Raw genomic sequence first — 23,694 nt, forward strand, 5'->3', positions numbered from 1 at the left:
TTCTATGGAAATCCTGCTCATCCTTGGCGTCGTCATCGCCGCCGGCTTCGTCCTCTTCTCGCTCGCGCGGGGGCTCTTCTATTTCTCGCAGGGCCACCGCGCCCAGGTCGAGGGCACCGTCCAGGAAAATCAGGTGATGCAGAACAAGATGATGATGGCCCGCGTCAAATGGCAGGCGATCACCATCATCCTGCTCGTGCTGATCGGCGTTTTTGCTGCCGGAAGCTAAGGCCCGGCGATGGTCAAGCTTAACAAGATCTACACGCGCACCGGCGACGACGGCACCACCGGCCTCGTCGATGGCTCGCGCATCGCCAAGTCCGACGCGCTGATGGCGGCGATCGGCGAAGTCGACGAAGCGAACAGCGCGATCGGCATCGCTGCCGCGGCGATCGACGCCACAAGCTACGAAGCCGCGATGCTGTCGCGCATCCAGAACGAGCTCTTCGACCTCGGCGCCGATCTTGCGACCCCGCCCGACATCCAGTTCGGCTTCGGCCCGCACGACATGGCGCTGCGCATCGTGCCGAGCCAGATCGCGCGGCTTGAGGACGAGATCGACGCGATGAACGACAATCTCGACGCGCTCAAAAGCTTCATCCTGCCCGGCGGCACCGAAGCCGCGGCACGCCTCCACCTCGCGCGCGCGGTCACGCGCCGCGCCGAACGCGCTGCGGTCGCGGCGGGCGCGGCGCGCAAGCTCAACCCGCTCGCGCTCGCTTATCTCAACCGCCTGTCGGACCATCTCTTCGTGCTCACACGGCACCTCAACGCCGCCGCGGGCGGCGATATCCTCTGGAAACCCGGCGCGACGCGGTGAAAATCCTCCCTGCCGCGAAGCGGTGGGGAGGGGGACCGCCGTCGTAGGCGGCGGTGGAGGGGCGGAGACGTCGCGCTAACGGCCCCTTCGTCAGCCTACGGGCTGCCACCTCCCATCGCTCCGTGACGGGGAGGATTATTTTGTTCCCTAAATGTTCTAGACTTTGCCACATGCTGTAACCATAATCGGGTGAACCGCGAAACCGAATCGCTCCCCGGGGAATTGTCACAGCATGGCCAGCCGCACCGACGCTTCGAACCGCACCGACCCGATCGAGGCGCTGACCCGGCGCTTTGCCGCGACGCGGCGTCTGTCGCTCGAACTCGCGGAGACCCTCTCCGACGCCGACGCGAGCGCGCAGTCGATGCCCGACGCCTCGCCCGCCAAATGGCATCTCGCGCACACGACATGGTTCTTCGAAACCTTCATCCTGCGCGACCATGTGCCGGGCTATGGCCTCTTCGACGATCGCTATCCCTTTCTTTTCAACTCCTATTATGAGGCCGAGGGGCCGCGCCACGCCCGCCGGCATCGCGGGCTGCTGACGCGCCCCTCGCTCGACGACGTGTGCGTCTGGCGCGCGCATGTCGATGCCGCGGTGCAGAGCGCGCTGCCCGACCTTCCGGCGAGCACGCTGGCACTGGTCGAGCTCGGCATCCATCACGAGCAGCAGCATCAGGAATTGCTGCTCACCGACATCAAGCATCTTTTCGCGCAAAATCCGCTCGGCCCCGCGGTGTGGAACGCGCCGATCGCGAGCGAAGTTCGGAAATTTTCCGCCATGAAATGGGTGAAGGGCGCCGAAGGCGTCGCCGCGGTCGGCCACGGCGGCGAGGGCTTCGCCTTCGACTGCGAAGGTCCGCGCCACGACGCGCTGCTCACCCCGCACGCGCTCGCGAGCCGCCCGGTCAGCAATGGCGAATGGCAGGAATTCATCGCCGACGGCGGCTATCATACCGCCGCGCTCTGGCTCAGCGATGGCTGGGCATGGGTGCAGGCCGAAGACGTCGAGGCGCCCGCCTATTGGCGGGACGGCCAGCTTTTCACCCTGTCGGGCTGGCAAGATATCGACCCCGCCGCGCCGGTGACGCATATCAGCTTTTTCGAGGCCGACGCCTTTGCCAGCTGGGCCGGCGCGCGCTTGCCGACCGAGCAGGAATGGGAAGCGTCCGCCGCGGGGCTTGATCCCGACGGCGGTCAGCAACTCGACGGCGCTGGGCCGGTCCAGCCCACGCCCGCTGCAGACGACACCGATCTGCAACAGATGTTCGGCAGCGTGTGGGAATGGACCGGCAGCGCCTATCGCCCCTATCCCGGCTTCCGCGCCGCGCCCGGCGCGGTCGGCGAATATAATGGCAAGTTCATGAGCGGCCAGTTCGTGCTCCGCGGCGGCAGCTGCGCGACCCCGCGCGGTCATTGCCGCGCTTCCTACCGCAACTTCTTCTACCCCCACCAGCGCTGGCAATTCACCGGTCTGCGCCTCGCGAAGGATCTGTAGGACCTCCTCAGGGCAACAGGCCGGCTGAGGTTTGAAGCAAATTTGTTCGGTGCAAGGAGGAGCGACGAAGACATATGAATATATTTCGAGGCATTCCGACGCGGCAGCGGACAAATTTGATCAAATCCCGAAGGGACGACAAAATGGCTTCCATCTCGAACCAAATGCCCCTTGGGCATGGAACCACTATTCCCGGCGGGTCATTTGGCCCGATATGTTCGCCATTTTGGCGCCTCAGCCGGCCTGTTGCCCTGAAGAGGTCCTAACCATGGGTGTTGTGCGCAACCTTCGTCAGGTTTCGGCCGATGACGCCGGCGTCGACATCGCCTTTCGCGCCGACGTCCACGCCGGCCTTGCGCAGCGGCAAAAGGCGATTCCGGCGCGCTGGTTCTACGACGCGACCGGCTCGGCCTTGTTCGAGGATATCACCGCGCTCCCCGAATATTATCCGACGCGCAGCGAAACCGACCTGCTGACGCGCCACGCCGCCGACATCGCCGCTGCGACCGGCCCCGACCGCGCGGTCGTCGAACTCGGCTCGGGCAGCTCGACCAAGACGCCCCTGCTCCTCGACGCCATCGCGCCCGCCGCCTATGTCCCGGTCGATATTTCGGGCGATTTCCTGCGCGACAGCGCGCTGGCGCTCGCGGCGCGCTTCCCCGCGGTGCCGATCTATCCGGTCGAGGCCGATTTCACCCAGCGGGTCGAATTGCCGCGCGAAATCTGCCCGCTTCCGAAACTCGGCTTTTTTCCGGGCTCGACGATCGGCAACATGGTCGCGCGCACCGCGATCGACCTCTTGCGGGGCTGGCGCGCGACGCTCGGCGACGGGTCGCTGATGCTGATCGGCATCGACCGGATCAAGGACATCGGCATACTCGAAACCGCCTATGACGATCCGGCGGGGGTGACCGCCGCCTTCAACCTCAACCTGCTCGAACGCATCAACCGCGAACTCGGCGGCGATATAGCGGTCGAGAATTTCAGCCATCGCGCGGTCTGGGACGATGTCCACGCGCGCATCGAAATGCACCTCGTCGCCGCCTGCGACATGGATTTCACGATCGACGGCCGCGCCTATCATATGGCGAAGGGCGAAACGATCCACAGCGAGAACAGCCATAAATACGGGGCCCGCGACGCGAACCTGCTGCTCCGCGCCGGCGGCTGGACTCCGGTCGCGACATGGGACGATGCCAGCCCCGCCTTTGCCCTGATCCTCGCCGAAGCGACCGAGTTCCGCTCCGCCCCCTGACGGCTCGCTCTTGACGCCCCTGCCCGAAGCCGTAGGGCCACGGGCAGGTTTTCAGCGAAAGGGCAGGATATGATCGTCGGCGTTATCGGAGCGGGGCAGATGGGCGCGGGGATCGCGCAGGTGTCGGCGGGCGCCGGCCACGACGTGCTCCTCTCCGACATCGACATCGCCCGCGCCGAAGCGGGCAAGGCCGGCATCGCCAAGGCACTCGGCCGCCTGGTCGCGAAAGAGAAGATGAGCCAGAGCGACGCCGATGCGCTGCTCGAACGCATCACGCCCGTTGCCGACCATAGCGCCTTCGCCCCCGCCGACCTCGTCATCGAAGCGGCGACCGAGCGCGAGGAAATCAAGCGCGCGATTTTCGCCAGCGTCGGCGAACATCTCTCGGCAACCGCGATCCTCGCGAGCAACACCAGTTCGATCCCGATCACGCGGCTCGCCCAGGCGGCGCCCGATCCGGCGCGCTTCATCGGTGTCCATTTCTTCAACCCGGTGCCGGTGATGGGGCTGATCGAACTGATCCGCGGCCTCGCGACGAGCGACGATACGCTCGCCAGGGTCGAGACCTATGGCGGCGGGCTCGGCAAGGAGATCGTCCACGCCAACGACGCGCCGGGCTTCATCGTCAACCGCGTGCTGATGCCGCTCATCAACGAAGCGGTCTTCGCGCTTGGCGAGGGCGTCGCAACGATGCAGGACATCGATACGGGCTGCCGCCTTGGGCTCAATCATCCGATGGGACCGATCACGCTCGCCGACTTCATCGGCCTCGACACCTGCCTCGAAATCATCCGCGTGCTTTACAGCGGCACCGGCGATCCGAAATTCCGTCCCGCGCCCTTGCTCGTCCAATATGTCGATGCCGGCTGGGTCGGGAAAAAGACCGGCCGCGGCTTTTACGACTGGACGGGGCCGGAGCCCGTCCCGACGCGGTGAGCGGTTCCGACGCCCGGACGCTTGCCTTCTACGCGGCCGAAGCGCCGGTCTATTCGGCGTCGGGCCCGTCGGGTGTATCGCGCCATCTCGATCACTTCCTCGACCGGTTGCCCGCGGGGGCGGAGATTCTCGAACTCGGCTGTGGCGGCGGGCGCGATGCCGCGCATATGATCGTGCGCGGTTTCGCGGTCGACCCAACCGACGGAGTGGCCGAGATCGCGGCCCAGGCCGAAGCGAGGATCGGCAGGCCGGTCCGCGTGATGCGCTTCGGCGAACTCGACGCCGTCGGCCGCTACGACGCCATCTGGGCGTCGGCCAGCCTGCTCCATGTGCCGCGCGGCGATCTTCCGGGCGTGCTGGCGCGTATCCATCGCGCGCTGAAACCCGGCGGACTGCATTTCGCGAGCTACAAGGGCGGCGGACGCGAAGGGCGAGACCGGTTCGGTCGCTATTTCAACTATTTTGCGCGCGAGGAACTCGAATCCGTTTATCGTGACGCCGCGTCTTGGGACTGGCTCGATCTTACCGAAGGTCTCGGCGGCGGCTACGATGGGGTGCAGGTACCATGGATTCAAATCACCGTGCGCCGCCCGCTATAGGGGGCGATGGAGCCGAAAGACATCGGGCGCGTTGGATCTGCGAGACTGTAGGGGATGGAATGATCATGCGTAACAAGGCGTTATTCGCTCTTGCGGCAATCTTGCTGGCCGGCGCCGCACCTGCCCACGCCCAACAGGGCGCGCCCGAAGAGTCGACGATCGAGGACACGGCCAATTCGGTGACCGAACCCTTCGACGGCAAGGAAGTGCCCCCCAAGCTGCTTGAGGTGCAAGGCGATCCCTATTCGCTGGCGGGCCTCGGCAAATGCGCCGCCATCATCCGCGAAGTGAACGAACTCGACGAAGTGCTCGGCCCGGATGTCAACGAACAAGTCGACAAGAGCCGCGCGAAGAAGCGCGAGGAAACCGCCGGCCGCGTCGCCGGCACGGTGGCGGGCGGCATCATCCCCTTCCGCGGACTGATCGGCGAGGTCACCGGCGCCAATGCCGAACGGCGGCGCTACGCGCTCGCCGTTTACGCCGGGACGGTGCGTCGCGGCTTCCTGAAGGGCGTCGGACTCGAGCGCGGCTGCAAGGAACCGGCCCGGCCCTGATCCCGGCTCTCAGAGCGGCGTGTAGACGGTGCGGCAGCTTTCGGGCGCCGAGCGCAGCGCGGTGTTCCACGTCACCTCGTTGCCATTCCGCTGGAGCCGCGCGCCCTTCTTGTTCTCATAGACCGCACCGCCCGTCGACGGGGTCTGCTTCAGCACCATCGAGCGCCGGCCGTTGACGCGTACGATCGCGGTGTTGCCGACATAGTCGACCTTCAGCTTGGTGCCGCGGTTGCAATCATAGCTGGTGCCGGTGTTGCGCGGCACCGACGAACAGGCCGCAAGGGCAAGAACCGCGGCGGCGACCACGACAACCGTCATCGACTTCATTATCGGTCTCCCCTCAATAACCCGAGCGAACGCAGAGCACGTCGGCGAGGTAAACCCTGCCGCTCACCGTCTCCATATGCTCGCGCGCCGACCCGTTCCAGCCGATCGAGCGGCACCAATTGTCCGCCGTCTGCGCAGCGCAATTGGCGGTCGCCGACCCGCGGGTACAGGCGAGGACACGGTAGTTGCTTGTCGCCGGCTGTGTGTGAAATTCGGCAAAATTGCCGCGCGCGACCTGATCATTGGCGGGCGGGTTGGGGTTCCAGCCGCCGCCACCCGAACCGGCGGGACGCATCGACTGGACGGTGATGCCGCGCAGGACATTGTTCAGCATCGGCGTGTCGCGATCGACCGTCCGGCAGTTCCCGCGATAGCGCGTCCGTTCGCAAAGCTCCCAGCGGCCGCGAGTGACGCGGATCGAATTGACGGGCCAAGCGAGCCCAAGGTTCGGCTTTTCCTCGCCGATGAAGACCGCGGGGCCGCGATAGCCAGCGTCGCGATAGATCGTCGCCTCGGGCGGACGGTATCGTTCTGTTTCAACGGTCTGGGCGTTCGACGTGGCGAGAAAACCCGCCCCTATCGACGCCGCGGCTGCGGCAAGGATCGACAAACGATAAGCGGATTTCATTACAGCCTCCCTGTTGACGAACATGACCCGGGATTCGTTATGTTCCCATAATTTACGTCATTGCATGATGGCTTGCAAACTCTCCCGATCGCCAATCCGCGCGTGCGTTTCGTGGGAATGAATCAGGGTACTGTCGTCGATGGCGCCGGCGCGGCGACGGCGGTATCGGGCGTGGCCGCCGGGATCGCGGCAGGCTCGGGTGCCGGGGTGGCCATCGGCGGCGCGATCCCGAGCATCAGCCCCGCAAGTGCAGCCGACATCAGGTTCGAGAGGCTGCCAGCGAGTAGCGCCTTCAGCCCGAGCTTGGCGATCATCGGACGCTGGTTCGGCGCGAGTCCGCCGGTCACTGCCATCTGGATCGCGATCGAGCTGAAATTGGCGAAGCCGCAAAGCGCGAAGGTGGCGATCGCGACCGCCGCCAGCGACATGTCGGCTTGCGCCCTGCCAAGGTCGATGAAGGCCACGAATTCGTTGAGCACGACCTTGCTGCCGAACAGGCCGCCGACCGTCGCGCTTTCCTCCCACGGCACGCCCATCAGCCACATCACGGGGCGGAAGATCGCGCCGATGACCGCTTGGAAAGACAGATCGGGATAGCCGAACCAGCCGCCGATTCCTGCAAGCAACCCGTTGGCGAGCGCGACGAGCGCGACGAAGGCGAGCACCATCGCGCCGACCGCGACCGCCAGCTTGACCCCCGTCTGCGCGCCCTGCGCTGCCGCCATGATGATGTTGGCGGGCTTTTCCTCGTCATGGCTCGCCTCGGGCATGATCACGGGTTCGATGCCGAGGTCCTTGGGATCGTCGGGCATCATGATCTTGGCCATCAATATGCCCCCCGGCGCGGACATGAAGCTCGCCGCGAGCAGATAGGGCAGGAGCTCTTCGCCGATCATGCTCGCATAAGCGCCGAGGATCGTACCCGCGACACCCGCCATGCCGACCGTCATCACGGTGAAGAGCTGCGAGGGGGTGAGCCCGGCGAGATAGGGCCGGATGACGAGCGGCGATTCGGACTGGCCGACGAAGATATTCGCGGCCGCACCCAGGCTTTCGACCTTGGTGATACCGGTGATCTTCTGGATCGCCCCGCCGACCCATTTGATCACCAGCTGCATGATGCCGAGATAATAGAGGATCGAGATGAGCGAGGCGAAGAAGATGATCACCGGCAGCGCCGCGATCGCGAAGCTGTTCGCGCCCATTTCGGGCGAGGCGAGCGGGCCGAAGATGAAATCGGTTCCGGCCTTGGCATAGCCGAGGAGGTTCGAGACGGCGTTCGACATCGCCTGGATCACCGCGCGACCCCACGGCGTCCCGATGACGAGGATCGCGAACCCGGCCTGGAGCAGGAAAGCGGGAATGACGACGCGCAGCCGAATCCACCGCCGGTTCGACGAAAAAAGCACGGCAATCGCAAGCAATGCGACGATCCCAAGCAGACCGATCAGGCGTTCCATGATGTAAATGCGTCCCCCGCAAGTTAATGGGCCTGAATAACGGGCTTTGGCGGCGGGGCAAGAGCTGCGCGTCGAGCCGCGCTTCTCGGACTTTCCACCCTGCGTAAAACCGACTATCGGGCGGCATGACCGAACCCACCTCGGCGGCGTTGCCGCGCACGCTTCCGCCATCGCTCTTTCTTTTCTCGATCGTCTATGGCGGCATGGTCGTGCTCGCGGGCGTACTCGGTAACAAGCAGGTCGCGCTGGGAAGCTGGCTGGCGGTCGAGGCGGGCATTTTCGCCTTTCTGCTGCTCGTCGCGCTGTCGAGCGCGGTGTCCGAACTCCACGGACAGTCGGTCGCGAACCGGCTGGTGCTCTGGGGTTTCGTCCCGCTCGTCCTGTCGATCATGCTGACCTCGCTCGTTCTCGCGCTCCCGGCATCGCCCGAAATGCAGCCCCAGCGGCTCGCGGCCTTCGACATGATCCTGGGTCAGAGCCCACGCCTGATGGCGGCGGGTATCGTCGCTTATGGCACATCGCAATTCCTGAATGTCACGATCTTCTCAAAGCTTCGCGGACGGGAAGGGGCGGGGAGCGGGACGACCTGGCTCGCGATCCGCGGCGCGATCGCCAGCGCGCTGAGCCAGATCGTCGACACATTGCTGTTCGTCACGATCGCTTTTTACGGCGTGTTCCCGATCGCCAACCTGATGGGCGGGCAGATGCTCGCCAAGGTCGCGCTGTCGGTGCTCGTCATTCCTTTCGTCATCACCGGGCTGGTCGCACTCGGCCGCAGCCTCGATGCGAAGAACGCCGGATGATATCGATGACTGACCCTTCGCAAATGCCCGACCTCCTCGCCAAGGCCGAAACGCTCGTCGAGGCGCTGCCCTATCTGCAGCGCTATGCCGGCGAGACGTTCGTGATCAAATATGGCGGCCACGCGATGGGCGACCCGGAGGCGCAGCGCGATTTCGCCGAGGATGTCGTGCTCTTGAAGGCCGTCGGGATCAATCCCGTCGTCGTCCATGGCGGCGGGCCGCAGATCGGCGCGATGCTGAAACAGCTCGGGATCGAATCGACCTTCGTCGGCGGGCTGCGCGTCACCGACGCCGCGACCGCCGAAGTCGCCGAGATGGTCCTTGCGGGCAAGATCAACAAGGAAATCGTCAGCTGGATCGCCGGGCTCGGCGGTCGCGCGGTCGGCATTTCGGGCAAGGACGCCAATCTCGTCCTTGCCGAAAAGGTCGCGCGCACCGAGCCCGATCCCAATTCGGGGATCGAGCGCCACGTCGACCTCGGCTTCGTCGGCGAGCCGGTCGCGGTCGACCCGACGATTCTCGTCAACCTGACCAACGACAATTTCATCCCCGTCGTCGCACCCGTCGCGCTTGGCGCCGACGGCGCGACCTATAATATCAACGCCGACACGATGGCGGGCGCGATCGCGGGCGCGCTCGGGGCGAAACGCTTCTTCCTGCTCACCGATGTTGCGGGGGTGCTCGACAAGTCGGGCGCGCTGCTCACCGATCTCGATCGCACCGCGATCGACGGGCTGAAGGGCGACGGTACGATCACCGGAGGCATGATCCCGAAGGTCGAAACCTGCGTCGCGGCGGTCGATGCGGGGGTCGAGGCGGCGGTCATCCTCGACGGGCGCATCCCGCATGCGATGCTGCTTGAAATTTTCACCGCGAGGGGTGCGGGGACGCTCATTCACCGCTAACATCGCCGCCATCGACCTTCCGGCCGGAGACCTTCCTTGTATTTCTTGCTTCTCGATATTCTGTCGATCCTGCTCAACATCCTTTGGTGGATCATCATCGTCCAGGCGGTGATGTCGTGGCTGATCGCGTTCAACGTCATCAACACGCACAATGATTTCGTCGGACAGCTCTGGCATGTACTCGACCGGATCACCGAGCCGCTCTACCGTCCGTTCCGGCGTATCATGCCCGATTTCGGAGGCATCGACCTGACGCCGATGGTGGTGCTGATCCTGCTCATCATCCTCCAGGGCCCGGTGATGTCCTATCTCTACCGGCTCGGCGTCCAGACCGGGATGGCCTGAGGCATGGCCGGTTCGGTTCCCGCGACCAAAGTAATCGACGGCAAGGCGTTCGCCGCGGGGCTTCGCGCGCGGATCGCCGACGCGGTTCCGGCCTTTCGCGCGGCGACGGGACGCGCGCCAGGGCTTGCCGTCGTCCTCGTCGGCGACGATCCGGCGAGCGCGGTCTATGTCGGATCGAAGGGCAAGGCGACGGTCGCCGCAGGCATGGAAAGCTTCGAGCACCGCCTGCCCGCGACGGCCCGCCAAGAAGAGGTCGAGGCGCTGCTCGCCAGGCTCAACGCCGACGAGGCGGTCGACGGCATCCTGCTCCAGCTCCCGCTGCCGGGCCATCTCGACGAGCAAGCGGCGATTGCGACGATCGATCCGGACAAGGACGTCGACGGGCTGACCCCGGTCAGCGCCGGGCGCCTCGCGCTCGGTATCCCCGGCATGGTGCCGTGTACACCCTATGGCTGCCTGCTGCTGCTGCAGGACCGGCTCGGCGACCTGTCGGGCAAGGATGCGATCGTCGTCGGACGCTCGATCCTCGTCGGTAAGCCGATGGGACAATTGCTGCTCGGCGCCAATTGCACCGTCACCATGGCGCATAGCCGCACCCGCAATCTGCCCGATCTCGTGCGCCACGCAGACATCGTCGTCGCCGCGGTCGGGCGGGCCGAAATGGTGAAGGGCGACTGGATCAAGCCCGGCGCGATCGTGATCGACGTCGGCATCAACCGCCTGCCGCCCGCCGAGGGTGAAGCCAAGGGGCGGCTGGTCGGCGATGTCGACTATGCCGAAGCCGCGGACGTTGCCGACGCGATCACGCCAGTGCCCGGCGGCGTCGGCCCGATGACCATCGCGTGCCTGCTGCGCAACACGCTCGTCGCGGCACATCGCCGCGCGGGGCTTTCCGATCCGGAGGGTTTTTGATGCGCCAGCTGATCGTCGCCGCGCTTGCCCTGATGCTTGCGGGCTGTGCGGGATCGCCCGACGATTTCCGCAACCGGCCGCTCGCCGCGAACCCCAGCGCCTTCATTGCCGCCGAGATCGGCTTCGCCCGGCTTGCGCAGGAAAAGGGCCAGTGGACCGCGTTCCGCGAAACGTCGCATCCCGATGCCATCATGTTCGTACCCGAACGCGTCAAGGCGCGCGACTGGCTGAAATCGCAGAAGGATCCTGCCGAGGCGGTGAGGTGGCAACCGCACGCCGTCTATGTCAGCTGCGATGGCAATAGCGGCGTCACCACCGGCGCGTGGCAAAAGGGGCCGGCAAATGGTTTCTTCACCACCGTCTGGGCGCGCGATGAAAAGGGCCGGCTGAGCTGGGTCCTCGACCATGGCGACGCGCTGGCGACGCCGCGCGAAGCGCCCGAATTCATCGCGTCGAAACGGGCGGTCTGCGGTTCGCGGCCCGCAGTTCCGATCGAGGCGGCGGGCGAAGGCGAAGATATGGCCGTCGGCCTCTCGGCGGATCAGACGCTGAGCTGGACCTCGACCGTTCGCGCCGACAAGTCGCGCCGCGTCACGATCCGCCTGTGGGACGGCAAGGAAATGGCGACCGTCATCGACGACCGGGTCGCGGCGCCGAAGCAGCCATGATCGATCTTTTCATCTCGGCCTTCGTTACGCTCTTCGTCGTGATCGACCCGCCGGGCTGCGCGCCGATCTATGCCAGCCTGACGACGGGCGCGAGCGCGGCGCAGCGTCGCTCGATGGCGGTCCGTGCGACGATCATCGCGGGCCTCATCCTCATCTTTTTCGCGATGTTCGGCGAAGCTTTGCTCAGCTTCCTCCACATCGACCTCGACAGTTTCCGCATCGCGGGCGGGATCATGCTGTTCATCATCGCGATCGACATGGTGTTCGAAAAGCGCACCGAACGCCGCGAACAGCGCGCCGAAAAGGTCATGGCAACCCCCGAGATCGAGGATGTCTCGGTCTTTCCGATGGCGATGCCGATGCTTGCCGGGCCGGGATCGATCGCCTCGGTGATGCTGCTGGTGTCGCAGAATAATGGGATCGAGCGCGCCTTCGTCATCTTCGGTGCACTGCTGCTCGTGCTGCTGCTCACGCTGGCCGCGCTGCTGTCCGCGGGGCCGCTGATGCGGCTGATCGGCAACAAGGGCGAGGCGGTGATCACGCGCCTGCTCGGCGTGCTGCTCGCGGCGCTCGCCGCGCAATTCGTGATCGACGGATTGAAAGCGAGTTTTCCGAGCCTGACGTAAAAGGGCGCCGCCTGCCGGCGACGCCCTCTCCTCTCCACGGGAATGGAAAGCTTTACTGCGCCGCGTTGACGTCGGCCTGAGTCACTGGCGCGATGCGAATCTCGACGCGGCGGTTGCACTGATAATCGGCCTCGCTCCGCTCGGGCGAGCATTTCAATTGCGATTCGCCATAGCCGAGCGTCGCCATGCGCGCGCGCTGGATGCCGCGGCCCGCTAGATAGTCGGCGACCGAGGCGGCACGGCGTTCGGACAGGCCCTGGTTATAACTGTCGCTGCCGGTCGAATCGGTGTGGCCATAGACGTCGATATAGGTGCTCGGATATTCGGCGAGCGTCGAGGCGACATTGTCGAGCGCGCTGCGGAACTGCGATTTCACCATCGCGCTGTTGAGGTCGAAGGTCACGTCGCCGGGCATGTTGAGCACGAGCTGGTCGCCTTGGCGTTCGACGTCGATTCCGGTGCCCGCGGTGCGTTCACGCAGCTTCTTTTCCTGCTGATCCATATAATAGCCGACCCCCGCGCCCGCGACCGCGCCGATACCCGCGCCGACGATTTCCTCGGTGCGGCTGTTGCGCCCGCCGATCAGGTCGCCGAGCAGATAGCCGCCGAGCGCGCCGCCGACGCCGCCGATCGCGGCCTTCGATATCTTGCGTTCGCCGGTCACCGGATCGGTGACGCAGCCCGTCAGCGCGATCGCGCCGATGCTGGTGAGAATGGTGAGCTTGATCGTCCTGCTGTTCATTTTTCGCTCCCTTATCCAGCGGATGCCTTTGATCTTTTGCATGCCGCGCTTGTGTGCCGATAACATATGGCCGGCGATCTGGTTCCCGAATAGCGCTGAACGGCGGCTGAGCAGGGCATTCAGGTGAGCACCATTGTGCAACGCCGCGCCTTTCGCTTATAGGGTGGAAATGACCGACGATGACAGGGGCCAGGCGCCGACGCGCTGCACGACCGCCCAATGACCCCTTTCCCTTGGTCCGACGTCGCGATCATCGCGGTCCTCGTCCTCCTCAACGGCGTTTTCGCCATGTCCGAACTCGCGATCGTTTCGGCGCGCGACCCGCGCCTTCAGGCGGCCGAGAAGCGCGGCAGCCGCGGCGCGAAGATCGCGCGCCAGCTCGCTTCCGATCCCGGCCGCTTCCTGTCTACGGTGCAGGTTGGAATCACGCTGATCGGCGTGCTGACCGGCGCCTATTCGGGTGCCAGCCTCGGCCAGCCGGTAGCCGACCGGCTCGCGGCATGGCTTGGCCTCGATCCCGAAAACGCCCAAGCGGCGGGCTTTGCGACGGTCATTGCGCTTACCACCTATTTCTCGCTGATCGCGGGCGAGCTGGTGCCGAAGCAGTTCGCGCTGCGCTCGCCCGAGCGGATCGCGATATTCATGGCGGTTCCGATGTACTGGCTGTCGCGTGTCGCGGCGCCGCTCGTCTGGCTGCTCGACAACAGTTCGGCGCTGGTGTTCCGCCTGCTCGGCCTCAACCGCGAATCGGAAGATCGCGTGACGGCCGAGGAACTCCACCTGATCGTCGCCGAGGCGTCGAAATCGGGGGTGATCGAGGAAAGCGAGCGCGCGATCATTTCGGGCGTCGTGCGCCTTGCCGACCGTCCGGTGCGCGAGGTGATGACGCCGCGCAAGGACGTGGACTGGATCGATGCCGGACTCGACGCGCGCGGGGTGCGCGACAAATTGCTCGAAACCCCGCACAGCCGCCTGCCCGTCGCGCGCGGGTCGGTCGACGACATCGTGGGGGTGGTGCAGGCGCGCGATATCGCCGCGGCGCTGTTTCAGGGCGAGACGCTCGACCTCGAACAGCTGATGCGCCCCACCAAAGTCATCCACGACCAGATCGACGCGATGGACGCGCTCGAGGCGCTGCGCGTCGCCGAAGTGCCGATGCTGCTCGTCCACGACGAATATGGCCATTTCGACGGGCTGGTCACGCCCGCCGACCTTTTGTCGGCGATCGCCGGCGAATTCGCGTCGGACCAGGATATCGGCAGCGAACCCTTCGTCGTCGAGCGCGACGACGGCAGCCTGCTCATCGCGGGATCGATGCCCGCCGACCAGATGGCCGAGCGGCTCGGCATCGAACTCGGCGAAGACCGCGACTATGCGACCGCGGCGGGCCACGTCCTTGCGATCCTGAAGCATCTGCCGACCGAGGGTGAAAAGTTCACCGACAGGGGCTGGCGCTTTGAGATCATCGACATGGACGGGCGCAAGATCGACAAATTGCTCGTCACCGAAATCCGCAAGCCGAAGGATGCCGAGGCGGAGTAGGCGTGGCTTAAGGCCACAAAAGCCCCGCATGAACGCCTTCAAAATGAGTCCTTTGTGGCTTTAAGCGGCGCCGCATCTTCGCGCAGCGCTGAATGGACGATGTCCATATCGGGGCCACCGGTCACGTCGACCGCACCGCCACGCAGCACCCGGACGGTGGTGATGCCGTTGATCGCGCGATCCATCGCATAATCGAACTGCCGCATCCGCCCATCGAGATCGCGCGGTCCCATGCCTGCGCAAAGCTCTCCGCGCCGGGGCGGTCGCGCAAGCGATAGGCGGAGCGGCGCCCCATGCCGACGGCGCGCGCGGCCTGTCCGACCGAACCCATCGCTTCGAGTGCGCGGATGAAGCATTGCTGCATTATGGGTGTCCAGCCGTCGGCGCGGCGGCGCTGCTGCGGCACGGGATGGAAGGCGAGGCAGGTGCCGGCGAGCAGCTGGGCGGGTGGGGGTGTCGGTTCCATCGACCAGTTTGGAGCATGGCGCAATAAAGTAGGAAAGCGAAATTTGCCGGCCTGTTTCCGCTTTGGGGTGGGGAGCGGACGTTGCGGCAATTTAGCTCCTCCCTTCAGGGGAGGGCAGCGCAGACGGCAGCCTGCTGCCTGGTCGTAGTGGGGTGGGTCTATCGGCCTTGCGCAGGCGATGATCCCAACCCCTCCCCTGAAGGGGAGGGGCTTTCTTCTCTCAATGGCCGCAACCGGTCGTTAACCACCTTAGAGTTCGCCCCCGAGCGCGCCATATTTCGCTTCGAACCCTGCTTTGTCGCCGCGTGCGAGATAGGCGGCCTGGTCGACGATATTGTCGCGCGCGATGCGGCCCTGGAAGGCGCCGAGCTGTGCGTCGACCCTAGCGATGTCGGCGTCGGTCCAGTCGGCGATCTGCTGGAAGCTGGTGACGCCGAGGCCGTTCAGCAGCACGACGAGCTTGGGGCCGACGCCCTTCAGCAATTGCAGATCGTCGGTCTTCGCCGCCGACGGTGCGGGGGCGGGTTTGGCCGCGGGCGGCGGGGGAACGGCCGGCTCTTGCGGAATCGCGGCGGCGTCGGTCGCCGCCGGTTTGGCCGCCGCCTTATTTGCGGCGGATTTTGCTGCCGTCTTTGCCGCCGGCTTCGCAGCGGGTTTCGCTGCCGATTCCTTGGCGGCAGCCTTCTTCGTGGCAGGCTTTGCCGCGGCTTTGGGTTTCGCCGCGGGCTTGGACGCCGGGGGTAGGGCTTCCACAGCCGCTTCGGACGCGGGAGCGGAAGCCGGCTCGGGTGCCGGCGGCGGGGCAGCGGGCTGCGGCTTGGGTTCGATCGGCTTGAAGCGCGCGGGCTCGGCAGCGACGATTTCGGGCTTCGCCGGTTCGAGCGGCTTGGCGGGCTTCGCCGGCTCCACGGTCGGCGGCGCAATCTCTGCGGGCTTGGCGCGTCCGAACAGCCACCACAGCAGCACGACGGCAACGACGAGGCCGACGACCGCGATAATCCAGTTTTCCTGAAGCCAGATCATGATCTTCTCCGCTTGTGAGTTTTATCCAGCCTATTCCGCGTTTTCGCGCGCGTCCACCATTGTCACCCGGCTTCGCGCGCGACCTCGCGCCAGCCGATATCGCGGCGGCAGAAACCGCTCGGGAAGTCGAGCTTGTCGACCGCGGCATAGGCGTGCGCCTGCGCTTCGGTGACGCTCTTGCCCGTCGCGGTCACGTTGAGCACGCGCCCGCCGGCGGCGACGATCACGCGATCCTCTCGCGCCGTTCCGGCGTGAAAGACGCGCACTCCGCCGGCCTCGGCGTCGGCGATGCCGCGGATCGCGCCGCCCTTTTCGGGCGTCCCCGGATAGCCCTTTGCCGCCATCACGACGGTCAGCGCATAGTCGTGCGAAAAGGCAGGGGTCTCGGCCGCGGCGATGGTCCCGGTCGCGGCGGCGTTGAGCAATGCGGCGAAGTCGCCCTTGAAGCGCATCATCAGCACCTGGCATTCGGGGTCGCCGAAGCGGCAATTATATTCGATCAGCTTCGGGCCTTCGCCCGTGAGCATCAGCCCGGCGAACAATACGCCCACATAGGGTGTGCCCTCGGCGGCGAGCGTCGCGACCGTCGGGCGGATGATGCGGTCCATCACCTGCGCTTCGAGATCGGGTGTAAGGACGGGTGCGGGGCTGTAGGCGCCCATGCCGCCGGTGTTCGGTCCCATGTCGCCGTCGCCGACGCGCTTGTGATCCTGCGCGCTGCCGAAGGCGATGACGTCGGTGCCGTCGGAGAGCGCGAAGAAACTCGCCTCCTCGCCGGCCATAAATTCCTCGATCACCACCTCGGCGCCCGCGCTGCCGAAGGCGCCGTCGAACATATCCTCGATCGCCGCCTCGGCGCCTTCGCGGCTTTCGGCGATGATCACGCCCTTGCCCGCAGCGAGGCCGTCGGCCTTGATCACGACGGGGATGGCAAAGCCTTCGAGGACGGCGCGCGCCTCTTCGGCACTCGTGCAGCGGACATAGGCGGCGGTCGGGATCGACGCACGCGCGCAGAGATCCTTGGTGAAGCCCTTCGAGCCTTCGAGCCGTGCGGCGGCCGCCGACGGTCCGAACGCTGGGATGCCGATCTCGCCGAGGCGGTCGGCGAGGCCCGCGACGAGCGGCGCTTCGGGGCCGACGACGACGAAGTCGATCGCATGCGCCTTGACGAAGGCGATCAGTCCGTCGATGTCGTCGACCGAAATCGGCACGCATTCGGCGTAGAGTTCGATCCCCGGGTTGCCCGGTGCGGCATAGAGCTTGGCGCAGCTTGGCGATTGTGCCAACTGCCAGCTGAGCGCATGTTCGCGGCCCCCCGATCCGACCAGCAGGATATTCATGTCAGTCCCTTTTCCCGATACGGCGTCCGACGATGGCACCGAAGCGCGGCTGTTAGCCGAGGCGGCGCCGGGGGACAATGCGCCTGCCTTATCGGTCAGCCAATTGTCGGCGGCGATCAAGCGGACGGTCGAGGACGGCTTCGCGCGCGTGCGCGTGCGAGGTGAGTTGTCGGGGGCGAAGCGTGCGGCGTCGGGGCATTTCTATGCGGCGCTGAAGGACGACAATGCGCTGATCGACATGGTGATGTGGAAGGGGCAGGCGGGGCGGCTCGCCTTCCGGCCCGAGGACGGGATCGAGGTGATCGCGACCGGCAAGCTCACCACCTATCCGGGGCGCTCCAAATATCAGCTCGTCGTCGATACGCTCGAGGTCGCGGGCGAGGGCGCCTTGATGCTGCTCTTCGAAAAATTGAAGGCGCGGCTCGGCGCCGAAGGGCTGTTCGACCGCGAGCGCAAATATGACCGGCTGCCCTATCTGCCGCGCACGATCGGGGTCGTGACCTCGCCGACGGGGGCGGTGATCCGCGACATCCTGCATCGCCTCGCCGACCGCTGCCCGACGCATGTGATCGTCTGGCCGGTGCTGGTGCAGGGCGACGGCGCCGCGGCGCAGGTCGCGAGCGCGATTCGCGGCTTTGACGCCATCGCGCCGGGCGGGCCGGTGCCGCGTCCCGATCTGGTCATCGTCGCGCGCGGCGGCGGGTCGATCGAGGATCTGTGGGCGTTCAACGAGGAAGTGGTCGTGCGCGCGATCGCCGACTGCCGCATCCCGACGATCAGCGCGGTGGGGCACGAGACCGACGTGACGCTCGCCGACTATGCCGCCGACGTGCGCGCGCCGACGCCGACCGCTGCTGCCGAGATGGCGGTGCCGGTGCGCGCCGAGCTTATGTCGCAGCTGGCGACGTGGAACGGCCGCGTCATCGGGGCGGCAAACCGGCATCAGCGGCTGGCGGGCGAGCGGCTGACCGCGCTCGCGCGTCACCTGCCGAAGCGCGAGGCGCTCTACGCGCCGCAGCGCCAGCGTCTCGACGATGCCGGCGAGCGGCTCGACCGCAGCCAGCGCCACCGGCTGACGATGATTTCGGAACGGCTCGCGGCGCGCGGCGCGGCGCTGCGGCCGGCGCTGCTCGCGCGGCGCTGGGACCGCGACCGGGCACAGCTCGACGGGCTGGGGCGACTGCTGACGTCGCTAGATCCGCGCGCGTTGCTCTCGCGCGGTTATACGATGGTGCGCGACGGCGGCGGCGCGATCGTCACGTCGGCGGGCAAGGCGAAGGACGCCGGGCATCTGCGGCTGCAGTTCGCCGACGGCGAGGTGCCGGTGCATGTGTCGAGCAGCGATGCGCCACCGCCCGCGCCCAAGCCACAGCGCAAGCCGCCGCTCGCCGAGCCGAAGCGCGGGCAGGGCGAGCTCTTCTGAAGCTCGCCCCAGGACCCCCGGGGGGGTGGCCGCATCGCGCGATGCTGTTATAACCGTACCCATGACCTGCCGCCTTATGGATAGAGAATCATGCTGATCGCGAGCCGCAACCGCCTTGCCCGCCTGCAATATGGGCCGAACGGCTTTCGCGTCCTCGCGCCCGGCGACCATGTGCTGTGCGCGGTGACCGGCGCGCCGATCGGGCTCGACGAGCTGCGCTATTGGTCGGTCGCGCGGCAGGAAGCCTATGCGAGCGCCGAACTGTCGGTGCAGGCCGCACTGGATACCGCGCGCAAGGCATGAGGTCGGCGGCGGATCGGCTTCAATGCGGCGGGGCGCTGGCGCTGGTCGCCGTGCTTGCCGGCTGCGTGCCGCCGGTCGATGCGGGACAGCAGCCCGCGCCGCGGCCGCCGGTTCAGCCCGATCCGGCGCCGCCGCCCACTCCACCGCGCCCGCCGGTGCGCGCCGACTTCGCGCTGCAGGGCATCCCCGAACAGGGCGCGGTGATGGTCGGGCAAGTACCCGAGGGCACGCGCACGCTGACTTTCGACGGCGAGGCGATTCCGGTCGCGGCCGACGGGCGCTTCCTGATCGCCTTCGATCGCGACGCGGAGCCCGAGGCGCGGCTCGTCGCGACGCTCGCCGACGGGCGCGCGGTCGTGCGGCCGATCGCGGTCGCGCCGGGCCGCTGGCGACTCGAGCATATCAACGCGCCGTATCGCGGCAGCGCGCGGAGCGACGCCGATTTCGAGCGCCGCCGCCCCGCCGAACTCGCCCGGATCGCCGCGGCGCGGAGCAGTCAGGTCGAATCGGGCGGCTGGCGGCAGGCGTTCCGCTGGCCGGTGACGGGGCGGCTATCGGGCTTCTTCGGCTCGCAGCGCGTCTATCAGGGCAAGCCCGGCAGCTATCATAGCGGCACCGACGTCGCGGTTCCCGCGGGAACGCCCTTCGTCGCGCCCGCCGACGGGGTGGTCGTGCTGGCGGCGGACGCGCCCTTCACGCTCGAGGGCAATCTGCTCATCGTCGACCATGGCATGGGATTGTCGAGCGCCTTTCTCCATTGCCAGCGCCTCGACGTAAAGCCCGGCGACCGCGTCGTGCAGGGCCAGCGGCTCGGCACGGTAGGCCAAACCGGACGCGCGACGGGGCCGCATATGCACTGGGGACTCAAGTGGCGCGACGCGCGCCTCGATCCGGCCAAGCTCGCGGGCCCGATCGGCGGCTGAACCCTCGCCCCGTCGCGGGATTTCGTATCCGTTGAAACAAAATGTCGCGAATGGCGCGATGCAGCATATTGTATTTCGCGGCTTTCCGAGTTTGTTGCAAATACGTCACAATGCGCCGCGAAACGGCCCTTTGCGCCGGGAATTCCCTTTACTCCACATGAACGAAGTTTCATCCCGCACCCTATCGGGGCATCTGCGCGTCGGCTTTCTGTCGCCGCGCCGGGGGTCCGGGTAATTTCAATCCACCAGTAGCAAGGGACTGCACTGTGAAGAAAACCCACTATTCCAAGCTGAAGCTGGGTGCTGCGCCGCTCGTGATGAGCGTCGCCCTGGTTTCGGCTCCTGCCTATGCGCAGGACGCAGCCGTTGAGGGCGCGGCACCGGGCGAGGAAATCGTCGTCACCGGTACGCTGATCCGCAACCCCAACCTCGAACAGTCGACGCCGGTCAACGTCACGACCGCCGACACGATCGAGCTGAAGCAGTCGAACGTCGCCGAAGAAGTTCTGCGCGAACTGCCCGGCGTGGTCGCCAACATCGGTTCGGCGGTCAACAACGGCAACGGCGGCGCTTCGTACGTCGATCTTCGCGGCCTCGGCTCGACCCGCAACATCGTCCTCCTGAACGGCAACCGCGTCGCTCCGTCGGACGTCAATGGCCGCGTCGACCTCAACAACATCCCGCTCGCGCTGATCGAGCGCGTCGACGCGCTGACCGGCGCGGCGGTGACCACCTATGGTGCCGACGCCATCACCGGCGTCGTCAACTTCATCACCAGGCGCGATTTCGCCGGCCTTGAAGTCACCGCTTCGGAGCAGATCACCGAACAGGGCGACGGCAACATCTTCCGCGTCGACGCCACGATCGGCGCCAACTTCGACGACGGCCGCGGCAACGCGGTGCTGAGCGTCGGTTACCAGCAGGCCGATGCCGTCTATCAGGGCGCGCGTCCCTTCTCGGAAAACACGCTCGACAGCTATTCGAACACCTTCATCGGTTCGGGCACGAGCGTTCCGCCGCGCTTCTCGGGCACGCGTCCGCTCGGCCCCGACGGCCTGCCGATCACCGATCCCGATGTCGCCAACAATGGCGTGTTCCAGGTCGATCCGGCGACGGGCACGGCGGTTCCGACCTTCGCGACCTATAACTTCAACCCGTTCAACATCTTCCAGACGCCGTTCGAACGCTTCAACATCTATGGCCAGGCCAATTACGAGGTCTCGGACGCGATCGAAGTCTATACGCGCGGCATGTTCTCGAAGCAGACCGTGTCGACGATCATCGCGCCGTCGGGTTCGTTCGGCGGCACCGTGACGATCAACCTGAACAACCCGTTCCTGCCCGCCAACCTGCGCAACCAGTTCTGCGGCTTCAACACGACGCAGGCGGATGGTATCTACACGCCGCGCTTCACGCAGGCCGAGTGTGATGCTGCTGCTACGGCGGTGGACGCGGATGATCCGAACTATCGCGAAGTCACCGCCACGCTGAACCGCCGCACGCCCGAAGTCGGGCCGCGTGTCAGCGACTATCAGACGACCTTCTTCGATTATCGCGTCGGCGCCCGCGGCGGCATCACCGACACGATCGACTGGAGCGTCGAGGGCGCTTACGGCGAATCGGAAAACATCCAGACGATTCAGGGCTACACGCTGCAGTCGCGCTGGCGCGAAGCTTCGCTGGTCAACCTGGTGGATGGCGTCCCGACCTGCGCAAGCGGCAACCCGGATTGCGTCCCCGTCGACCTGTTCGGCCCCGAAGGTTCGATCACGCCTGAAATGGCCGATTATCTTCAGGAAAACAGCACCTCGGTGAACCGCACCTCGCTGGCGCAGGTTCGCGCCATCGTTTCCGGCGATCTCGGTTTCTCGTCGCCCATGGCGGTGCAGCCGATCGGCTTCGCGCTTGGCGGCGAATATCGCAGCTACAAGGCACAGCAGCAGTCGGATCTCCTCGCCAAGACGGCGGGCGAACTCGGCGGTGCCGGCGGTGCGGCTCCGGACATCGACGGTGCCTATGACGTGTATGAGGCCTATGCCGAAATCGTCGCGCCGCTGATCGAGGACAAGCCCTTCTTCGAAAGCCTGACTCTCGAAGCCGGTGTCCGCTATTCGGATTACAGCATCCGCGGTGCGGGCGGCTACGACACCTGGACCTGGAAGGCCGGCGGCAGCTGGGAACCGGGCGCGGGCGTCAAGTTCCGCGGCAACTACAGCCGCGCGGTTCGCGCGCCGAACATCGGCGAACTGTTCACGCCGACCTCGACGGTGCTGACCAACCTCGGCATCGACCCCTGCGCGGGCAGTGCGCCGACGAACAACGCCAACCTGGCGGCCATCTGTATCGCGCAGGGCGCGCCGGCAGGGACGATCGGTATCATCACCAATCCGACCGCGGCTCAGGCGAACATCACCGCTGGTGGTAACCTGAACCTGCAGCCTGAAAAGGCCGATACCTGGACGCTCGGCGTGGTGTTCCAGCCGGACTTCCTGCCGCGTTTCAACCTGTCGCTTGATTATTACAACATCAAGATCAACGACGTGTTGGGCACGCCGCTTCCGGATGACATCATCAGTGCCTGCTTCGACAACATCACGGCGGCGAGCGCGAGCGACCCGGCCTGTACGTCGATCCGCCGCAACCCGATCACCGGCGGTCTCGACGGCGATCCGGCGACCACCCCGGGCCTGTTCGGTCTGACCAACAACCTCGGCCGCTTGTACACGGATGGTTTCGACCTTCTGATGAACTACAACACCGATGTTGGTTTCGCGAACCTCGCCTGGTCGTTCGTCGGCAACTGGACCCGTCATTCGAAGTTCAACGCCAACGTCGCCAGCGCGGATTCGCTCAACCGCGAATGCGTCGGCTACTACAGCGTGAACTGCTCGTTCACGGGCTCGATCCAGCCGGAGTTCCAGTTCTCGAACCGCTTCACGCTGGGCTTCGACACCGTCGACCTCTCGCTGCTGTGGCGCTGGCAGGACTCCGTGTCGTTCGAACCGGCGCAGCTCGCGGCTGACCGTGCGGCGGCCGATGCGGCGAACCGTGACGGCGACGGCGTTCTGCTCCCGATCGACGATCAGGGCTGCCCCGACTTCGATGGTGCCGATCCGGGCGCCTGCGTCGTCGACCCGCAGTTCCGCAAGATCAAGGCGCAGCACTATTTCGACCTGACGGCACGTTTCAACGTCAGCGAGAATCTGGTGTTCACCGCGACCGTGCAGAACCTGCTCGACAACAAGCCGCCGATCGTCGGCAACTCGATCGGTTCGACCACCTACAACAGCGGCAACACCTTCCCGTCGACCTACGACGCGCTGGGCCGCCGTTACGCGGTGTCGGCGAAGCTGAAGTTCTAGTCGCTTCACGCTTCGACCAAGAATTGGGGGCGGACAGCAATGTCCGCCCCTTTTTCTATGGGGGTGGCGAGGTTGGCTTAAACGACCGTTATGGGGCGGGGAGCGGACGTCAAAATCCTCCCTGTCGCGAAGCGATGGGGAGGGGGACCGCCGCCGCAGGCCGTGGTGGAGGGGCTGCGACGTAGCTTCATCAGCCCCTCCGTCAGCGCTTCGCGCTGCCACCTCCCCATGGCT

Annotated in this window: 25 protein-coding genes; 18 read left to right on the top strand and 7 right to left on the bottom strand. The window is 66.1% G+C overall.

Annotated elements, in window-relative coordinates; translation table 11 throughout:
• Positions 1-4: 4 nt before the first annotated feature.
• The 7 genes from OVY29_RS17615 (at position 5) to OVY29_RS17645 (ending at position 5,662) form a co-directional block, all read left to right on the top strand.
• On the top strand, positions 5-229 hold the full coding sequence (locus OVY29_RS17615) for an HIG1 domain-containing protein (RefSeq protein WP_037553140.1): 225 nt from the start codon (positions 5-7) through the stop codon (positions 227-229).
• A 9-nt stretch (positions 230-238) separates the two neighbouring features.
• Positions 239-820, top strand: coding sequence for a cob(I)yrinic acid a,c-diamide adenosyltransferase (locus tag OVY29_RS17620; RefSeq protein WP_037553141.1), 582 nt, complete (start codon positions 239-241; stop codon positions 818-820).
• A 232-nt stretch (positions 821-1,052) separates the two neighbouring features.
• A complete protein-coding gene (egtB, locus tag OVY29_RS17625; protein WP_052181940.1) occupies positions 1,053-2,318 on the top strand; it encodes an ergothioneine biosynthesis protein EgtB in 1,266 nt (421 codons plus the stop codon).
• Positions 2,319-2,586: 268 nt separating this feature from the next.
• Positions 2,587-3,573, top strand: coding sequence for an L-histidine N(alpha)-methyltransferase (gene egtD, locus OVY29_RS17630; protein WP_037553142.1), 987 nt, complete (start codon positions 2,587-2,589; stop codon positions 3,571-3,573).
• 69 nt (positions 3,574-3,642) lie between these two features.
• On the top strand, positions 3,643-4,509 hold the full coding sequence (locus OVY29_RS17635; protein WP_313911811.1) for a 3-hydroxyacyl-CoA dehydrogenase NAD-binding domain-containing protein: 867 nt from the start codon (positions 3,643-3,645) through the stop codon (positions 4,507-4,509).
• Positions 4,506-5,108, top strand: a complete 603-nt coding sequence (locus tag OVY29_RS17640; protein ID WP_037553144.1) for a class I SAM-dependent methyltransferase — start codon at positions 4,506-4,508, stop codon at positions 5,106-5,108. Before OVY29_RS17635 ends, OVY29_RS17640 begins: the two co-directional genes overlap by 4 nt.
• 65 nt (positions 5,109-5,173) lie before the next feature.
• Positions 5,174-5,662, top strand: coding sequence for a hypothetical protein (locus tag OVY29_RS17645; RefSeq protein ID WP_313911813.1), 489 nt, complete (start codon positions 5,174-5,176; stop codon positions 5,660-5,662).
• 9 nt (positions 5,663-5,671) lie between these two features.
• Here OVY29_RS17645 and OVY29_RS17650 read toward each other — a convergent pair whose 3' ends face one another.
• The 3 genes from OVY29_RS17650 to OVY29_RS17660 form a co-directional block, all read right to left on the bottom strand.
• On the bottom strand, positions 5,672-5,989 hold the full coding sequence (locus OVY29_RS17650) for an MliC family protein (protein ID WP_081932939.1): 318 nt from the start codon (positions 5,987-5,989) through the stop codon (positions 5,672-5,674).
• A gap of 13 nt (positions 5,990-6,002) precedes the next feature.
• Entirely contained in the window at positions 6,003-6,617 is a 615-nt protein-coding gene (locus tag OVY29_RS17655) for a beta/gamma crystallin-related protein (protein WP_037553147.1), read from the bottom strand.
• A 122-nt stretch (positions 6,618-6,739) separates the two neighbouring features.
• A complete protein-coding gene (locus OVY29_RS17660) occupies positions 6,740-8,077 on the bottom strand; it encodes a NupC/NupG family nucleoside CNT transporter (RefSeq protein WP_052181941.1) in 1,338 nt (445 codons plus the stop codon).
• Positions 8,078-8,202: 125 nt separating this feature from the next.
• Between OVY29_RS17660 and OVY29_RS17665 the strand changes: the two genes are divergently transcribed.
• Genes OVY29_RS17665 through OVY29_RS17690 form a run of 6 tightly spaced genes read left to right on the top strand, consistent with a single transcriptional unit; the run spans position 8,203 to position 12,336 of the window.
• Entirely contained in the window at positions 8,203-8,880 is a 678-nt protein-coding gene (locus tag OVY29_RS17665) for a queuosine precursor transporter (protein ID WP_037553148.1), read from the top strand.
• The gene (gene argB / locus OVY29_RS17670; RefSeq protein ID WP_409581469.1) at positions 8,877-9,785 is read left to right on the top strand and encodes an acetylglutamate kinase; all 909 of its coding nucleotides are present in this window, start codon (positions 8,877-8,879) and stop codon (positions 9,783-9,785) included. Before OVY29_RS17665 ends, argB begins: the two co-directional genes overlap by 4 nt.
• Before the next feature lie 36 nt (positions 9,786-9,821).
• On the top strand, positions 9,822-10,130 hold the full coding sequence (locus tag OVY29_RS17675; RefSeq protein WP_081932940.1) for a YggT family protein: 309 nt from the start codon (positions 9,822-9,824) through the stop codon (positions 10,128-10,130).
• A 3-nt stretch (positions 10,131-10,133) separates the two neighbouring features.
• Complete coding sequence (gene folD, locus OVY29_RS17680; RefSeq protein ID WP_037553150.1) at positions 10,134-11,042, top strand: bifunctional methylenetetrahydrofolate dehydrogenase/methenyltetrahydrofolate cyclohydrolase FolD; 909 nt, start codon at positions 10,134-10,136, stop codon at positions 11,040-11,042.
• Positions 11,042-11,710 carry a hypothetical protein gene (locus OVY29_RS17685; protein ID WP_313911818.1) on the top strand — a complete coding sequence of 223 codons (669 nt, stop codon included), beginning with the start codon at positions 11,042-11,044 and terminating at the stop codon, positions 11,708-11,710. Before folD ends, OVY29_RS17685 begins: the two co-directional genes overlap by 1 nt.
• Positions 11,707-12,336, top strand: coding sequence for a MarC family protein (locus OVY29_RS17690; protein ID WP_037553153.1), 630 nt, complete (start codon positions 11,707-11,709; stop codon positions 12,334-12,336). The genes OVY29_RS17685 and OVY29_RS17690 overlap by 4 nt, the downstream gene beginning before the upstream one ends.
• A 52-nt stretch (positions 12,337-12,388) precedes the next feature.
• Here OVY29_RS17690 and OVY29_RS17695 read toward each other — a convergent pair whose 3' ends face one another.
• Positions 12,389-13,078: an OmpA family protein gene (locus OVY29_RS17695; RefSeq protein WP_037553154.1), complete on the bottom strand. Its 690-nt coding sequence runs from the start codon at positions 13,076-13,078 to the stop codon at positions 12,389-12,391.
• 219 nt (positions 13,079-13,297) lie between these two features.
• Between OVY29_RS17695 and OVY29_RS17700 the strand changes: the two genes are divergently transcribed.
• Entirely contained in the window at positions 13,298-14,620 is a 1,323-nt protein-coding gene (locus OVY29_RS17700) for a hemolysin family protein (RefSeq protein ID WP_037553155.1), read from the top strand.
• Positions 14,621-14,741: 121 nt separating this feature from the next.
• On the opposite strand, the gene OVY29_RS17705 is transcribed toward OVY29_RS17700, so the two are convergent.
• The 3 genes from OVY29_RS17705 to purD form a co-directional block, all read right to left on the bottom strand.
• Positions 14,742-15,086, bottom strand: coding sequence for a hypothetical protein (locus OVY29_RS17705; protein ID WP_313911819.1), 345 nt, complete (start codon positions 15,084-15,086; stop codon positions 14,742-14,744).
• Positions 15,087-15,335: 249 nt separating this feature from the next.
• Entirely contained in the window at positions 15,336-16,109 is a 774-nt protein-coding gene (locus tag OVY29_RS17710; RefSeq protein ID WP_313911820.1) for a hypothetical protein, read from the bottom strand.
• A 62-nt stretch (positions 16,110-16,171) separates the two neighbouring features.
• Positions 16,172-17,449, bottom strand: a complete 1,278-nt coding sequence (gene purD, locus OVY29_RS17715) for a phosphoribosylamine--glycine ligase (RefSeq protein ID WP_037553156.1) — start codon at positions 17,447-17,449, stop codon at positions 16,172-16,174.
• Between purD and xseA the strand changes: the two genes are divergently transcribed.
• The 4 genes from xseA to OVY29_RS17735 all read left to right on the top strand — a co-directional run bounded on the left by xseA (position 17,448) and on the right by OVY29_RS17735 (position 23,460).
• Positions 17,448-18,872, top strand: a complete 1,425-nt coding sequence (gene xseA, locus OVY29_RS17720; protein ID WP_313911821.1) for an exodeoxyribonuclease VII large subunit — start codon at positions 17,448-17,450, stop codon at positions 18,870-18,872. The genes purD and xseA overlap by 2 nt on opposite strands.
• Positions 18,873-18,962: 90 nt before the next feature.
• Positions 18,963-19,175: a DUF2093 domain-containing protein gene (locus tag OVY29_RS17725; RefSeq protein ID WP_037553160.1), complete on the top strand. Its 213-nt coding sequence runs from the start codon at positions 18,963-18,965 to the stop codon at positions 19,173-19,175.
• The gene (locus OVY29_RS17730; protein ID WP_200880124.1) at positions 19,172-20,098 is read left to right on the top strand and encodes a M23 family metallopeptidase; all 927 of its coding nucleotides are present in this window, start codon (positions 19,172-19,174) and stop codon (positions 20,096-20,098) included. The genes OVY29_RS17725 and OVY29_RS17730 overlap by 4 nt, the downstream gene beginning before the upstream one ends.
• A 266-nt stretch (positions 20,099-20,364) precedes the next feature.
• Positions 20,365-23,460, top strand: a complete 3,096-nt coding sequence (locus OVY29_RS17735) for a TonB-dependent receptor domain-containing protein (RefSeq protein ID WP_313911822.1) — start codon at positions 20,365-20,367, stop codon at positions 23,458-23,460.
• Positions 23,461-23,694 lie beyond the last annotated feature (234 nt).

Origin of the sequence: Sphingopyxis sp. SE2 (assembly GCF_032227185.1) — a bacterium.
Lineage (GTDB): Bacteria > Pseudomonadota > Alphaproteobacteria > Sphingomonadales > Sphingomonadaceae > Sphingopyxis.